This window comes from Streptomyces sp. GC420 (genome assembly GCF_009916105.1).
GTDB lineage: Bacteria > Actinomycetota > Actinomycetes > Streptomycetales > Streptomycetaceae > Streptomyces.
This window is the reverse complement of record NZ_JAAAXQ010000042.1, coordinates 1-15,542: the sequence shown is the minus strand read 5'-3', so window position 1 is coordinate 15,542 and position 15,542 is coordinate 1. Positions and strand designations below refer to the sequence as shown.

Below are 15,542 nucleotides of genomic sequence, written 5' to 3'. Positions count from 1 at the left end.
GAGACCGGTTCGCGCCGGTGGGGCGCCGCCGGTTAGGTTTTCGTCATGACCGACACCACCGCCACCGCACAGCGCACCACCGGCGCCGTCGCCGCCGGCCTCGCCACTCTCGCCGCCGACGGCACCGTCCTCGACACCTGGTTCCCCGCCCCCGAGCTGGTAGCAGAGCCCGGCCCGGCCGGCACCGAGCGCCTGAGCGAGGGGCGCGCCGCCGAACTGCTCGGCGAGGCCGCCCCCAAGGCGCTGGGCAAGGACCCGCGGCGCGGTGTCGAAGTGGTCGCCGTCCGTACGGTCATCGCCTCCCTCGACGACAAGCCGCTCGACACCCACGACGTCTACCTGCGGCTGCACCTGCTCTCGCACCGCCTGGTCAAGCCGCACGGCCAGAACCTCGACGGCATCTTCGGGCTGCTCGCCAACGTCGCCTGGACCTCGCTCGGCCCCGTCCCCGTGGACGGCCTGGAACAGGCCCGGCTGAACGCCCGCGCCGAGGGCCTGCACCTCCAGGTCACCTCCGTGGACAAGTTCCCGCGCATGACCGACTACGTGGCTCCCAAGGGCGTAAGGATCGCCGACGCCGACCGGGTCCGCCTCGGCGCCCACCTCGCCGAGGGCACCACCGTCATGCACGAGGGCTTCGTCAACTTCAACGCCGGCACCCTCGGCACCTCGATGGTCGAGGGCCGCATCTCCGCGGGCGTCGTCATCGGTGACGGTTCCGACATCGGCGGCGGCGCCTCCACCATGGGCACCCTCTCCGGCGGCGGCAAGGAGCGCATCGTCGTCGGCGAGCGCTGCCTGATCGGCGCCGAGGCGGGCGTCGGCATCGCGCTGGGCGACGAGTGCGTCGTCGAGGCCGGTCTGTACGTCACCGCCGGCACCCGGGTCACCCTCCCCGACGGCCAGATCGTCAAGGCCCGGGAACTGTCCGGCGCCTCCAACATCCTCTTCCGCCGCAACTCGGTCACCGGTGCCGTCGAGGCCCGGCCGAACAACGCGGTCTGGGGCGGTCTGAACGACGTGCTCCACGCCCACAACTGAGGCCCAGGGCCCGCCGCGGCCGTGTCCCCGTCACGTCCGGGGCACGGCCGCTTCGTGTTCCCGCCGGTCAACACGGGCGGCCGCCGCGCCCGCGACCGGATGACCCGGCGTGACCCCGCCGCCGACCGGACCGATGAACAGGTGGAAGGGGTGTCGGATCAGACGCCGAGCCGACAGGGTGAGGAGCGGCAATGACGAAGAACTGGACGCGGGCGGGGGCCCGCTGGGCGACCACGGCCGTCGCGGCGACGGCCGTGTGCGGTCTGCTCGACGGTGTGGCGTGGGCCGACGAGTACAACCGCGCCTCCCACAACGGCCCCCGCATCGGGCTGGTCAACGCGGGCCAGATCGACGATCCGATGGAGGACGTTCTGGAGCACTTCCTGCTTCTCGGGGGCAACCACACCTGGGACTGACCGGCCGCGAGCCCGCTCAGCGGGTGCCGGGCGCTGTGTCCGCCGGCTCGCCGATCGGTCCGCGGGACGGTGCGCCCGACAGCAGATCCTCGTACGCCCGCACCAGCCTGCCGGCCGTCTCGCGGCCGGCGGGCCGCAGCGGTGCGCGGACCGGGCCCGCGGGCAGGCCGAGGGCGGCGAGGAGCGCTTTGGCGGTGACCGTCCCCGGCAGGCCGGAGGCCATCATCAGCTCGATCAGGGGCAGCAGCCGCTGGTGGCCGCGGGTCGCGTCCGGGTTGGCGCCCCTGTCATGGGCGTCGAGGACGGCGCGCAGCGCGGGGCCCGCGGCATTGGCGACCGTACTGATGAAGCCGGCGCCGCCGACGGCGTACAGCGGCAGGTTCCACTCCTCCACACCGGAGTAGTACGCGAGTCCGGTGCGGGAGATCACCGCGGAGGCCCCCAGCAGGTCGTACGAGCAGTCCTTGACCCCGGCGATCCGCGGATGTCCTGCCAGCCGCAGCAGGGTCTCCGGTTCGATCCGGGTGCCGGTGCGACCCGGGATGTCGTAGAGCAGGACCGGTACCGAGGCGGCGTCGGCCACGGTCCGGAAGTGGGCCTCGATGTCGGCCTGCGGCGGGCGGCTGTAGTACGGGGTCACGACCAGCAGTCCGTCGGCGCCCGCCGATTCGGCGGCGCGGGCCAGTGCGACGGTGTGCCGGGTGTCGGAGGTGCCCACACCGGCCACGACGGCGCCCCGGCCGCCGACGGCCTCCGCCACGGCGCGGACCAGGGCCGTCTTCTCGGCGTCCGTGGTGGTCGGCGACTCCCCGGTGGTGCCGCTCACCACGATGCCGTCGCACCCGCCGCCCGCGCCCACGAGGTGGTCGGCGAGGCGCTGCGCTCCGTCGAGGTCGAGGCTGCCGTCGGGCGTGAAGGGGGTGACCATGGCGCACAGGGCGCGGCCGAAGGGGGCGGGCACCGGCATGGGAGACCTTCCGTGGGTGGTGGGTTGCGTGCGTAGTCTTCCCAGGGCGCTGGTGAAGTTCTACTTAAATCTTCTTCAGTGAACTGGTAAGGGATGCTGTCGAATGGGGGTGCCGGGGGCCCGGCGGAGACCGGGCGCGACGGACCGCACATGGGGTGACGTGCCGTGACGCACCGGACTGCCGACGGAGCACATAGGCGCTCGTGCCGGGTGGCGCAATGCGATTCGCGTGGTTTCACGCCAAAGAGTCGGCCGTCACCGGTGCCCGGGGCCGGAGTTCACCGGCGGGCCGCGCGGGCGCCCGGCAGAGCCTAGGGTTGAGGCGTGCACGGTCCGGGGCGGGAGGGCGAACCGGGTGGTATCGGGGGAAGTCCGTCTGCGCCGGGGGCCGTGGATGTTCCGTACACCCGGAGGAGACCCCACTCATGGCCGCAAGCCCTCAGACCCTGCCGCCGGTGCGCCTGCGCCCGACGGCGGAGCTCGCGCGTGACGCGCTCGCCGCTCCGCTGCTCACCCGGGCGGTGCGCCTCGCCCGCTGGGCGGGCTCCTGCGGGGGAGTTCGTGTGGGCGCGGCCGGCGAACTGCCCGACGCGCTGCTTCCCGAGGCGGCCGGACTGCTCGGCCTCGCGGCGGAACCGGAGGGTCCGGCGTGCGCGAGCGAGGCCTGGCGGCTGGCGGTCGACACCGGCCTGCTCGACGTGACGGAGGACGAGGCGCCCCGGGCGGCGGGCGGGGACGCGGACGCCGAAGCGGCCGGGGACGAGGAGCAGTTCCACGGGCTGGCCACTCCCGGCGCGGACCTCGCGCTGCTCACCTCGGGCAGCCCGCAGGACATCCTCGACCTCTGGCTCGGCGGGCTCGAGGCCGTGCTCGCCGACGCCGCCGTGCCGCCGCTGGACCAGTTCCTCGACGCCCTTGACGGCGGTGGAGACGTCGATCTGGAGTCGCTGGGCCGGGGCGCGCGGGGTGAGGCGGAATTCCTCGACGGCGTCCTCGGCAATCTGTATCTCCTCACGGTCGGCGAGGGCGGGGAGGCCCCGGTGCCGCTGCCCGCGCTGGCCGCGTCGATGATCCTGCCCGAGGGCATGGTGGAGCCGACCGACGCCGTCCTGCGGCAGATCTCCGAGGCGATGATGCGCCTGGACGACCAGTTCCGGATGCTGGAGCCGATCGGACTCGTCGAGTACCGGCCGGTCGACGAGTCGCTCATGCTGGACGAGCCCGACGAGCCCGACGAGCCCGACGAGCCCGACGAGCCCGACGAGCCCGACGAGTCCGAACGGGAGGTGCGGGACGAGCCGGGTACGAGCGCGGGGACGGCCGGCGCGGGCGCCGACGCCCTCCTCGACGAGGATGTCACCCGCTACGGCATGGTCAGGCTCACCCCGCTCGGCCTGTACGGCGTACGTGCCCGAATGCTGGAGGCGGGCGTGGCAGCTCCGGCGGTGGGCGACCTCTCCGACAAGGGTGCCGACGCGCTGCTCGACGCCCTCACCGGCTACCCGGAGACTGCGGCGCGGGCCGAGACCGAGCAGTGGCTCGCCCGCCGCGAGGCGATGGCGGCGGCCGCGGAACTCCTCGCCGCGGCCAAGGGCTCGGACCCCGCGGGCCCGAGGCGCAGGCTCCTGTGCCAGCAGGCCCTCGCCCTGATCGGTCCCGCCGCGGAGCCGGCCGTGCGCGAGGTGCTCGGCGATCCGGAACTGGGCGGCCTCGCACGGGTCTGGCTGGCCGAACGATGCGCCGCGGACGTGCCGCCGCCCGGCCAGGACCTGGTCTTCTGGCTGAGCATCGACACCATCGCCGCCCAGCTCGGCCACGAGGAGGACACCGGCGAGTTGCGGGAACTCGTGGAGAGCCTGGTCGGTCAGTTCGGCGGATTCCTCGACGCGGCATGGCGTGTCGACCACCCGGCGACCGCGGACGTCCTGGAGGCCATGGGCCGTCTCCACCCGGACAAGAAGACCGCGAAGGAGGCCCGCAAGGCGGCATACAAGGCCCGCTCCCGCGGCCCGGCCTGACGGTCACGGGCCCGTCGCGTGCCGTGGCGGAGCCGTGACCGGCCCTCCTCCGGCCGGTCCGTACCGGTCCGTGCCCGCACGGACCGGTACGGACCGGCGTCAGCGGCACAGGGCATCGAGGTCCACGGGAAGGCGGCACGGCCGAAGTCGCCGGGACGAAGACGGGACGTAGGGCGGTGTTCAACCGGCGTTCGCGCGGGCGCGGAACGGTGGGTGCGACAACACCCCCACGTCGGATGCTTCCCTCAGGTCTCCTCAGGAGAAAAACGATGCCGCTCACCCGCAGGGACTTCACCGGACGATCCGCTCGCGCCGGGGCGGGGGTCGTGCTGGCCGGCGCCGCGGGTGCGCTCGCCACCGCGCCGGGTGCTCTCGCCGCGCACGACATCGGCGAGAGCACGGAGGACGCGGACGGCGACGCGCGCGCGGGGTACGGGCCCGGGTACGGGCCGCTGCTGCCCGACCCCGACGGGCTGCTCGCCCTGCCCGCCGGGTTCTCGTACCGCGTCGTCACCCGCACCGGCGTGACCAGGCTGGAATCGGGCGAGTCCACCCCTTCCAACCACGACGGCACCGCCGCCTTCGAAGGGCCGCGCGACACGACCCTGCTCGTCAACAACCACGAGCTGAAGGGCCCGCGCTCCCGGTGGGAGCACCCCGTGCCGCTCGCCGAGGACCTGGTCTACGACCCTGCGGCGTCCGGCGGCTGCACGGTCGTCGAGGTGCACCGCGACGGCCGGGTCGCCGAGTGGGTGGGCCTCGCCGGCACCTCCACCAACTGCGCGGGCGGCACCACCCCCTGGGGCACGTGGCTGACCTGCGAGGAGAACTCCGACCGGGCCGGCGAGAACGGCATGACCAAGGACCACGGCTACGTCTTCGAGGTCGATCCCGCCGACCGGCGCGCCAACCGCTCGCCCAAGCCGCTGAAGTTCTTCGGCCGCTTCGACCACGAGGCCGTCGTCATCGACCCCCAGCGCGGGCACGCCTACCTCACCGAGGACGACTCCGACCCCAACGGCCTGTTCTTCCGCTGGGTTCCGCCGCACGGCTTCCACCACGGCCGCGGCAGGTTCCGCGCCCTCGCGGACGACGCGGGCACCCTCCAGGCCCCCAAGTGCTACGACTCCGGCGGCCGGTTCGTCGACGACCTCTCCCGGGCCGTGAAGACCGGCACGGTGTACGGCGTCGACTGGGTGGACGTGCCCGACCGCGACGCGCGCACGGTGCCGGTGCGCCGGCAGTTCGACACGGGGGAGGTCACCCGGGCGCGGAAGCTGGAGGGCATGTGGTGGGCCGACGGCGGGGCGTACGTCGTCTCCTCGTACGCCCGTGACGAGAGCCCCGGCAGGCCGCACGACGGACAGGTCTGGTTCTACGATCCGCGCCGCCGGACGCTGACCCTGAAGGTGCTGCTCGGCGTCAATCAGGACCCGTCCGCGGACGGCGGCTACGACGGCCCGGACAACATCACGGTCTCACCGTACGGCGGGCTGATCATCGCCGAGGACGGCGACGGCGGCCAGCACCTCTTCGGCGCGACCGACACCGGCCGCATGTATCCCGTCGCGCGCAACGAGCTGAACATCGGCACGGCGGAGGAACCGGAGTACAGCGAGTTCGCGGGCGTCGTCTTCTCCCCGGACGGGAAAACGCTGTACGCGAGCATCCAGAAGCCCGGAATCATGCTGGCCATCACCGGCCCCTGGAAGCGTCACCGCCGCTGAGTGCTCCGCCGGCGGACCCGTGCGTCCCCGCGCAGGCCGACCGGACGCCCGGGGGTGCGGGACCCGGGCGTCCGGCCGGCCCGGAAGGCCGGTGCCGAGGCGGGGCTAGTGCCGCGTCGGTCGGGGTTTGCCCGCTGAGGAGCGGCGTCCGGTGCCGGGGGCACCTCCCGCCGGAGGCAGGGGGAGCATCGCAAGGCGGCCGGAAGCCCTCGTAGTGGGCCTGCTCGGGCTTTCGGCCAACGCAGCGTGGGGGTACCTCCCGCGCTCCGGATGGCTGCGGGGGAGTACCGTGCAGGGCGTCGCGACGGGGCGAACCTCGGCCGACGCGGCACTAGAGCGCCTGGGCGGCGGGTTTGACCATGCCGCGGACCGTGCGGGACTTCACGAAGTCGCCCATCGCCGTCATCTCCCACTCGCCCGAGAACTGCCTGATCAGCTTCGCCATCATCACGCCGGTCTGCGGCTCGGCGCCGGTGAGGTCGAAACGGACCAGTTCCTCGCCCGTCGCGGCGTCGATGAGGCGGCAGTAGGCCTTCGCGACCTCGGTGAACTTCTGCCCGGAGAACGAGTTGACAGTGAAGACGAGCCCCGTCGCCTCGGCGGGCAGCCGGCCGAGGTCGACGACGATCACCTCGTCGTCGCCCGCGCCCTCGCCGGTGAGGTTGTCGCCGGAGTGCTTGATCGCGCCGTTCAGGATCGACAGCTTGCCGAAGTAGCAGCTGTCGATGTGGTTGCGCTGAGGGCCGTAGGCGATGACCGAGGCGTCGAGGTCGATGTCCTTGCCACGGTAGGCGGGCTCCCAGCCGAGTCCCATCTTGACCTGGGAGAGCAGCGGGCGGCCGCCCTTGACCAGGGACACCGTCTGGTTCTTCTGGAGGCTCACCCGGCCCTTGTCCAGGTTGATCTTCCCGGTGGCGGGCGCGGCCGGGGGCGCCTGCGGTGCGGGTGCGGCGGCGGGAACCGGGGGAGCGGTCACCGGTGCCGGCGGTGCCGCCGGTGCGGGAGCGGGCGCGGCGGCCGGTTCCTCGACCGTGACCCCGAAGTCGGTGGCGATGCCTGCGAGCCCGTTCGCGTACCCCTGGCCGACCGCGCGGGCCTTCCAGGCGCCGCCCCGCAGATAGATCTCGGCCACCACGAGGGCCGTCTCGCTGCCGAGGCGCGGCGGGGTGAAGGTGGCCAGCACGCTGCCGTCGTCGGCGTTGCGGATGGTGGCGGTCGGTTCGATGCCCTGGAAGGTCTGGCCCGCCGCGTCGGGGCTGGCCGTCACGACGATCTTCTCGATGCCGGGCGGAACCGCCGTGGTGTCCACGGTGATCGAGTCCGGGGCCGTCCCGCCGCCCGAGCGGTAGGTGACGCCCGGCCCTGACGGCTGGTTGTAGAAGATGAAGTCGTCGTCGGAGCGCACCTTGCCGTCGGCGGTGAGCAGCAGGCCCGATACGTCGAGCCGCACCGGGGCGGTGACGTCCACCGCCACGCGCGCGGCGGAGAGAGGAATGTTCGAGCCGGGGGTCATAGCTGTCATGCCGGTGATAACGAGCGAGTGCGCTTTACCGTTCCCTTACCGACCGCCGGACGGTTCACCGACAGGGGGTGGCGGTCCGGCTCGCGTGCCTGGTCAGCGCCGGTTGCGCGGGTGTTCCCTGGCGGTCCGCTCGTTGCCCCGCCGGTACGCGCCGGTCCAGCGGGCCATGACCAGCTGGGCGTCGCCCGAGGCGACCTCCGCGAGGAACTTCTCGGCCCGCCCGCCGCGCAGGGTGCCGGCGGCGCGGCCGTGGTGGGTGATGCGTACGGCGCCGTCGGCGTGCCGCTCGTAGGCGAAGCCTGAGGGTCGGGGCATGGCCCCAGCGTGTCCGCCCCCCGGAGCCGCGGCAACGGGTTTTCCGAGCGCGCAGCCGTCCGTCCCGCGCCGCCCGGTGCCGCTCAGTGCGGCCACTGCGGCGGGTTCGTCGTGAAGTGCCCGCCCAGGACGCCGTGTTCGGGGGACGCGGGGTCCGGTTCGCCGTGCTCGGCGATGAGCTTCTCGGCGTACTGCTCGGAGTCGTCCCGCGGTTCGTAGCCGAGGGCGCGCGCCGTCGACAGGTCCCACCACAGCCGGGTGTTGGCCGAGGACCCGTAGACGACGGTGTGACCGACGTGCTCGGCCCGCAGGGCCGCGTCGAGGAGGCGCGCGCAGTCGCCGGGGCTCAGCCAGAGCGACAGCATCCGCACGGAGGTGGGCTCCACGAAGCAGGAGCCGATGCGGATGGACACGGACTCCACGCCGTGCTTGTCCCAGTAGAACTGGGCGAGGTCCTCGCCGAAGGCCTTCGAGAGACCGTAGCGGGTGTCGGGGCGGTGCGGAGTGTCGGCGGGCACCAGCGGGTCGTCGCCGACCGGGCGCGGGGTGTAGCCGACGGCGTGGTTGCTGGAGGCGAAGACGACGCGGCGTACACCTTCTTCCCGCGCGGCCTCGTAGAGGTTGTAGGTGCCGACGATGTTCGCGTGCAGGATCTTCTCGAACGGGGCTTCCAGGGAGATGCCGCCGAGGTGCACGATCGCGTCCACGCCCCGTACCGCCTCGCGCACGGCCTCCCTGTCGCCGAGGTCGGCGGTGACCGCGTCCGGCTCGCCCTCCACGGGTACGAGGTCGAGCAGGCGCAGCCGGTATCCGTACGCGGGCAGCAGGCCCCGCATGAGCGTGCCGACGCCGCCTGCGGCGCCGGTGATCAGGACGGTGCGCGGAGCGGGCATGAACGGCTCTCCTCGTACGGGTCAGCGGGCACCGGCCCGACTGCCGCTCTGTCCATGGACGGTATTCACATGCGTGGACACGCTAGGGAGCGCCCCGGTTGCCGTCAAGTGCCCCCGGCGGCGGACGGATCCGCCCGTTTTCGCCGACAAGTCGCCTTGACCGGCCCCTGCGGCCTGCCCTAGCGTGACCATGTTCAGGGATATGGACGACAATCATAGGCATGCACGTCTGGGAGGGTCCGTGACCTCAGCCCCGCTCGCCGCTCGCCTCGACGGCCTGCTGTTCTTCCCCGTGACCGCGTTCGGCCCGGGTGGCGCACTCGACCTCGACGCCTTCCGCGCCCACGTGCGCGCCGGCGTCGAGGCGGGCGCGGCGGCGGTGTTCGCCTGCTGCGGCACCGGCGAGTTCCACGCCCTCACCCCCGAGGAGTTCCGCGACTGCGTCGCCGCGGCCGTGGACGAGGCCGCCGGCCGCGTCCCCGTGATCGCCGGCGCCGGCTACGGGACCGCGCTCGCCGTCCGGTACGCCCGGCTCGCAGAGTCAGGCGGGCGCCGACGGTCTGCTCGCCATGCCGCCGTACCTCGTCCTCGCGGGGCAGGAGGGGCTGCTGCGGCACTACACCGAACTGGCCGCCGCCACCTCGCTCGACGTGATCGTCTACCAGCGCGACAACGCGGTCTTCACCCCGGGGACCGTCGTCGAACTGGCGCGCGTGCCCGGGATCGTGGGCCTCAAGGACGGCCACGGCGACCTCGAACTGATGCAGCGGACCGTCAGCGCGGTGCGCGCCGAACTGCCCGGCCGGGACTTCCTGTACTTCAACGGGCTGCCGACCGCCGAACTCACGGTGCCCGCCTACCGGGGCATCGGCATCACCCGCTACTCGTCCGCCGTCTTCTGTTTCGCCCCGGAGATCGCCCTCGCCTTCCACCGGGCCCTTGCCGGCGGCGACGACGAGACCGTGGGCCGCCTGCTCGACGGCTTCTACCGTCCGTTCGCGGAACTGCGCGCCCTGGGGCGCGGATACGCGGTCTCACTCGTCAAGGCGGGAGTGCGGCTGCGCGGCACGGACGTCGGGGAGGTGCGGCCGCCGCTGAGCGAGCCGGCGCCCGAGCACGTGAAGCGGCTGGCCGAGCTCGTGGAGTACGGTCTGACGCTGCCGGTTGGGTCCACCGCCTCCCGAGCACCCCAGCACCCCGCTTCCTGAGCACCGTCTCCCGAACACCCCGTCCTCCGAGCGCCCCGGGTGCCGAGGGCCGAGTACCGAGCTGTTGGAGTACGCGCCGTGAAGACCTCCGCGTTCGTCTACCCCTGGGACGTGATCGGCGACCCCGACGCCGCCCGCCGGATCGCCGGTCTGGGCGTCCGGCAGGTGACCCTCGCCTCCGCCTACCACTCCACCCGGGCCCTGACCCCCCGCCATCCGCGGCACCGCGTCGTCACCGCCGAGCACGCCGCGGTGCTGTACCCGGCCGGCCGGGAACGCTGGGCGGGCCGACGGCTGCGACCGTACGCCCCCGGGGCGTGGGCCGCCGGGGACCCGGGGGACCCGCCGCGGCCCTCCGACCCCTTCGGCGAGGCCGCCGGTGCCCTCGCGGCCGAGGGGCTCGACGTCCACTCCTGGGTGGTCCTCGCCCACAACTCCCGTCTGGGCGCCGAACATCCCGACACCTCCGTCGTCAACGCGTACGGCGACCGCTACCCGTGGGCGCCGTGCATCGCGCGGCCCGAGGTGCGCTCCTACCTCGTCGACCTGGCCGCGGAGGCCGCCGCGCGCCCCGGGGCGCGCGGCACCGAGCTGGAGTCCTGCGGCTGGTACGGCTTCGCGCACCTGCACGCGCACGACAAGGTGGGCGGGGCCCCGCTCGGCGAGGCGGCGCAGTACCTGATGTCGCTCTGCTTCTGCGCGTCCTGCGCGGAGGGGTACCGGGACGCGGGGCTGGACGCCGGGGAACTGGCGGAGGCGGTACGGCGGGCGCTGGCACCCCTGTGGGCGGGCCGGACCGGGCCGCCCGGGGGATGGGACGCCGTGCGGGAGCTCCTCGGGGCGGAACTCGCGGCGGCCACCCTGGAGTTCCGGTCCCTGGCCGCCCGCACGCTCCAGGAGGCGGCCGTCCGGGCGGTGCGGGCCGCCGCTCCCGAGGGCTTCCAGGTCCTGCTGCACGCCGACCCGGCCCCGCACAGGACCGGGGCGAACCCCGGGGTCTCGCCCACCCGCGTCCTCGAACTCGCGGACGGCGTTGTGCTGCCCTGTACGGGACCCGCGGCGGGACGCGAGGCGATGTTCGGTCCGTTCGGGGACCACGCCACGGGGAAGGTTCTGGCCGCCAACCTCACGGTGGTCGCGGGGATGGGCGGCAGCCCGGCCACGCTGGCCGCGGACGCTGCCCACGCGGCATCGCTGGGGGCGACCGAACTCCGCCTCTACCACGCGGGCCTGGCCTCGGACCAGGACCTGGCACTGGTGCGGAAGGCGCTCGCCGAGGTGGGGTGAGCGCGCACGGTCGCCCGGCCGTGGCAAGGAGGCGGCCCTCGAGTCCCGACAGCGGCACCCCGCACCGCGGGCAGGAACGGCTGACCGCCGGGCGACAACCGTCCCCGCACGCCGACCCCGGCTCGCGACGACGGCTCTGGCCCAAGTCGGCATGCGCCGCCGGACTGCCCGCGCCCGTCGGGGGCTTGGCCCGGACACCCGCGGCCACCGCCACCGCGTCGCCGGGTCCCGAAGCCGCCGGACCATGGCCACGCGAAGGCGGAGAGCCGTGCCGCGGCCGGCCCCGCAGGACGCGTCCGGTCGTCCACGTCGCGGCCGCGACCGGCCACGTGCGGCCGCGTGCACGCGGCCTGAGGATAGCCGCGCCCACCTGGCAACTTCCCTGACCCCGAGCGCACTTCACACCCGCGCCGCGAACTTCTTCCGTCCGAAGCATTGACGAAACACATGGGCGGCCCTAGCTTCATCGCGTCGTACTTCGTACGTCATATATGAGACGCGATACGCGAGATCTGAGAGAGATCCGAGACCCCATGACCTTCGCTCCGAGCCCGATCCCCTCTCGCACGCAGTACGTGCTGGAAGCGATCAAGCACGGCATCCTCACCGGGCGGCTGACCCCGGGTCAGGCCCTCGTCGAGACCGAACTCGCCGCGCAGTTCGGGGTCTCCAAGACACCCGTGCGCGAGGCGCTCAAGACGCTGGCCGGTACCGGGCTCGTGGTCATGAGCCAGTACAAGGGCGTCACCGTGCGCGCGGTGGACGCCGCAATGGCACGCGAGGTGTACGACGTCCGCCTGCTGCTGGAGCCCGAGGCGCTGCGCCGCAGCATCCGGCGCGGGGCCTCGCTCGAGGCGGCGCAGGAGGCGCTGGTGCGGGCGGACGAGGCGACCGACTCCGCCGACCGCAGCCTCGCGAACCGGGAGTTCCACCGGGCGCTGTACGTGCCCTGCGGCAACCCGCTGCTGGCCCGGATGCTCGACGAGGTCCGCGATCAGGCCGCCCTGGTCTCGGCGGTCGCCTGGGCCGCCAACCCCTCCTGGCAGACGGAGGCGGAGGAGCACCGGCGGATCCTGCGGCTGGCGCTCGACGGCGACGCCGAGGCGGCGGGCGAGGCGCTGCACGAGCACATCGCCTGCTTCGTACGCCGTGCCTTCCCCGAGGAGGAGTTCCCCGGGGGACAGCTGCCCGGGCAGGAGCCCCCCGGCCCCGGCGCCGGGGGCACGGCCCCCTGAGACCGCGCGGGCGTCCGCGGTGAAGGGACGGCCCCGCCGGCGCCCGCGCCCGCATCAGGGCACACGCACCACCGCACCACCGCCGCATACGTCACCGCAGCACCGCGACGGCGCCGTCCGCAGCGGTACGCCGCACCACCGGGCGAGGAACACCGAGCGCGGATGCACGAGCTCGGCACAGGCTCAACGCAAGCCAGAGAAAGGGCAGTCCGCATGGACCACTCACCGCTGAGGTCGGCACTCGCAGACGTCGTGGCGATCCCGGTGACCCCCTTCGACGCCGACGGCGGCGTCGAGGAGACCACCTACCGCGCGCTCCTGCGCAGACTGCTCGACGGCGGAGTACGGGCCGTGACCCCGAACGGCAACACCGGCGAGTTCTACGCCCTCACCCCCGAGGAGCGGCGCCGCGTCGCCGAACTCACCGTGGACGAGGCCGGCGACCGGGCCGCCGTGCTCGTCGGCGTAGGGCACGACGTGCCCACCGCCGTCGCAGGCGCGCGGCACGCCCGCGAGATCGGCGCCGAGATGGTGATGGTGCACCAGCCCGTCCACCCGTACGTCTCGCAGGACGGCTGGGTCGACTACCACCGCGAGATCGCCGAGGCCGTTCCCGAACTCGGCGTGGTGCCCTACATCCGCAACCCGCTGCTGAGCGGGGCCACCATCGGCCGCCTCGGCGAGCTGTGCCCCAATGTCGTCGGCGTGAAGTACGCCGTGCCGGACGCGGCCCGCTTCGCCGCCGTCGCCCGCGACGCCGGGCTCGACCGTTTCGTCTGGGTCGCGGGCCTCGCCGAACTGTACGCCCCGTCCTACTGGGCCGTCGGCGCCACCGGGTTCACCTCGGGGCTCGTCAACGTCGCCCCCTCCGTCTCGCTGGGGATGCTCCAGGCGCTGCGCGCCGCCGACTACCAGGGCGCCATGAAGATCTGGGAGCAGATCCGGCCCTTCGAGGACCTGCGCGCCGCCGACCAGGCCGCCAACAACGTCACCGTCGTCAAGGAGGCGCTGGCCGCGCTCGGGCTGTGCCGCCGCGACGTGCGGCCGCCGATCGGGCAGTTGCCCGAGACGGAGCGCGCCGACGTCGCGGCCCTCGTCGGGGGGTGGGGCATATGACCGCCGGCCGCACCGAGGACCGCACCCACGGCCCCACCACCGGCAGCCCCGAGGACCGCACCGCGCACCGCGCCGAAAAGTCGGCCCCCCGCCGCAGGACGCCGGAGGAGCTGCGCAGCCACCACTGGTACGGCACCGGAGGACTGCGGTCATTCAGCCACCGCGCCCGCACCCGGCAGCTCGGGTACCTCCCCGAGGAGCACCTCGGCAAGCCCGTCATCGCGATCCTCAACACCTGGTCGGACATCAACCCCTGCCACGTCCACCTCCGGGACCGGGCGCAGGCGGTCAAGCGGGGCGTGTGGCAGGCCGGCGGCTTCCCCCTCGAATTCCCCGTCTCCACCCTCTCGGAGACGTACCAGAAGCCCACCCCGATGCTCTACCGCAACCTCCTCGCGATGGAGACCGAGGAACTGCTGCGCTCCTACCCGGTGGACGGGGCCGTGCTGATGGGCGGCTGCGACAAGTCGACCCCGGCGCTGCTGATGGGCGCCGCCTCCGCCGACCTGCCCACGGTGTTCGTGCCGGCCGGGCCGATGCTGCCGGGCCACTGGCGCAACGAGGTGCTCGGCTCCGGCACCGACATGTGGAAGTACTGGGACGACAAGCGGGCGGGGCTCATCGGCGACTGCGAGATGGCCGAGCTGGAGAGCGGTCTCGCCCGCTCGCCCGGCCACTGCATGACCATGGGCACCGCCTCGACCCTGACCGCCGCCGCCGAGGCGCTGGGCGTCACGATGCCCGGGGCCTCCTCGATCCCCGCCGTCGACTCGGGACACGACCGGATGGCGGCCGCCTCGGGCATGCGGATCGTCGAACTGGTGTGGCAGGACCTGAAGCTGTCCCGGCTGCTGACCCGTGAGGCCTACGAGGACGCGGTCGCCACCGTCCTCGCCCTCGGCGGCTCCACCAACGCGGTCATCCACCTCATCGCGATGGCCGGACGGTCCGGCGTCGAGCTGCGGCTCGACGACTTCGACCGCATCGCCCGCACGGTCCCGGTCCTCGCCAACCTCCGCCCCGGCGGGAAGTACCTGATGGAGGACTTCCACTTCGCCGGCGGACTCCCCGGTTTCCTCTCGCGGCTGGAGGACCGGCTCCACCTCGGCCGGCCCACCGTCGCCCACGCCACGCTGCGCGAACAGCTCGACGGCGCGCTCGTGCACAACCCGGACGTCATCAGGCCCCGCGACAACCCGCTCGCCGAGGAGGGGGGAGTGGCGGTGCTGCGCGGCAACCTCTGCCCCGACGGCGCGGTCATCAAGCACATCGCCGCCGAGCCGCACCTGCTGGGGCACACCGGACCCGCCGTCGTCTTCGACGACTACAGGACGATGCAGCGCACCATCAACGACCCCGGACTCGGCATCACCGAGGACAGCGTCCTGGTGCTCCGGGGCTCCGGCCCGCTCGGCGGCCCCGGCATGCCCGAGTACGGCATGCTCCCCATCCCCGACCACCTCCTCAAGAAGGGGGTCCGCGACATGGTGCGGATCTCCGACGCCCGGATGAGCGGTACGTCGTACGGGGCGTGCGTGCTCCACGTCGCCCCCGAGTCGTACGTCGGCGGACCCCTCGCCCTCGTCCGCACCGGCGACCGGATCACCCTCGACGTGGCGGCACGCACCCTCCGCCTGGAGGTGGACGACGCGGAGCTCGACGCCCGGAGAGCGGCCTGGCAGCCGCCGGCCCCGCGCTACGGACGCGGCTACGGCAAGTCCACCACCCTGAACATGATCGCCGGGCTGGAGGACATCACCGAGGGCACCCTGCGCATCGGCGGCCGGGTCGTCAACG

At 73.5% G+C, this 15,542-nt stretch carries 12 protein-coding genes and 1 pseudogene; 9 read left to right on the top strand and 4 right to left on the bottom strand.

The genetic code is table 11. From position 1 onward, the window contains the following. Positions 1-45 precede the first annotated feature (45 nt). Together dapD and GUY61_RS08270 are read left to right on the top strand one after the other, a co-directional pair. Positions 46-1,041: a 2,3,4,5-tetrahydropyridine-2,6-dicarboxylate N-succinyltransferase gene (gene dapD, locus GUY61_RS08275; RefSeq protein WP_166629416.1), complete on the top strand. Its 996-nt coding sequence runs from the start codon at positions 46-48 to the stop codon at positions 1,039-1,041. A gap of 191 nt (positions 1,042-1,232) precedes the next feature. Continuing rightward, complete coding sequence (locus GUY61_RS08270) at positions 1,233-1,457, top strand: hypothetical protein (RefSeq protein WP_166629415.1); 225 nt, start codon at positions 1,233-1,235, stop codon at positions 1,455-1,457. Between the two features lie 16 nt (positions 1,458-1,473). On the opposite strand, the gene dapA is transcribed toward GUY61_RS08270, so the two are convergent. Further along, on the bottom strand, positions 1,474-2,424 hold the full coding sequence (gene dapA, locus GUY61_RS08265) for a 4-hydroxy-tetrahydrodipicolinate synthase (protein WP_166629414.1): 951 nt from the start codon (positions 2,422-2,424) through the stop codon (positions 1,474-1,476). Positions 2,425-2,849: 425 nt separating this feature from the next. Between dapA and GUY61_RS08260 the strand changes: the two genes are divergently transcribed. After that, complete coding sequence (locus GUY61_RS08260; RefSeq protein WP_166629413.1) at positions 2,850-4,442, top strand: hypothetical protein; 1,593 nt, start codon at positions 2,850-2,852, stop codon at positions 4,440-4,442. 269 nt (positions 4,443-4,711) lie between these two features. Beyond that, entirely contained in the window at positions 4,712-6,169 is a 1,458-nt protein-coding gene (locus tag GUY61_RS08255; protein WP_166629412.1) for an alkaline phosphatase PhoX, read from the top strand. Between the two features lie 331 nt (positions 6,170-6,500). Here GUY61_RS08255 and GUY61_RS08250 read toward each other — a convergent pair whose 3' ends face one another. The 3 genes from GUY61_RS08250 to GUY61_RS08240 form a co-directional block, all read right to left on the bottom strand. After that, the gene (locus GUY61_RS08250; protein WP_166629431.1) at positions 6,501-7,682 is read right to left on the bottom strand and encodes a TerD family protein; all 1,182 of its coding nucleotides are present in this window, start codon (positions 7,680-7,682) and stop codon (positions 6,501-6,503) included. A 102-nt stretch (positions 7,683-7,784) separates the two neighbouring features. Continuing rightward, positions 7,785-8,006 (bottom strand): hypothetical protein, encoded by a 222-nt coding sequence (locus GUY61_RS08245; RefSeq protein WP_166629411.1) that lies wholly within the window; start codon positions 8,004-8,006, stop codon positions 7,785-7,787. A gap of 83 nt (positions 8,007-8,089) precedes the next feature. Continuing rightward, a complete protein-coding gene (locus GUY61_RS08240; protein WP_166629410.1) occupies positions 8,090-8,899 on the bottom strand; it encodes an NAD(P)-dependent oxidoreductase in 810 nt (269 codons plus the stop codon). 241 nt (positions 8,900-9,140) lie between these two features. Here GUY61_RS08240 and GUY61_RS08235 point away from each other — a divergent pair. The 5 genes and pseudogenes from GUY61_RS08235 to araD all read left to right on the top strand — a co-directional run. Continuing rightward, a pseudogene (locus GUY61_RS08235) lies at positions 9,141-10,107 on the top strand (5-dehydro-4-deoxyglucarate dehydratase). Positions 10,108-10,185: 78 nt separating this feature from the next. Further along, positions 10,186-11,394, top strand: coding sequence for a hypothetical protein (locus GUY61_RS08230; protein WP_166629409.1), 1,209 nt, complete (start codon positions 10,186-10,188; stop codon positions 11,392-11,394). 533 nt (positions 11,395-11,927) lie between these two features. Then, on the top strand, positions 11,928-12,629 hold the full coding sequence (locus GUY61_RS08225) for a GntR family transcriptional regulator (RefSeq protein WP_166629408.1): 702 nt from the start codon (positions 11,928-11,930) through the stop codon (positions 12,627-12,629). 213 nt (positions 12,630-12,842) lie between these two features. Next, positions 12,843-13,745 carry a dihydrodipicolinate synthase family protein gene (locus tag GUY61_RS08220; RefSeq protein ID WP_166629407.1) on the top strand — a complete coding sequence of 301 codons (903 nt, stop codon included), beginning with the start codon at positions 12,843-12,845 and terminating at the stop codon, positions 13,743-13,745. Continuing rightward, positions 13,742-15,542 (top strand): L-arabinonate dehydratase (araD, locus tag GUY61_RS08215; protein WP_243766273.1); only part of this gene is annotated, 1,801 nt, incomplete at its 3' end. The genes GUY61_RS08220 and araD, both read left to right, overlap by 4 nt.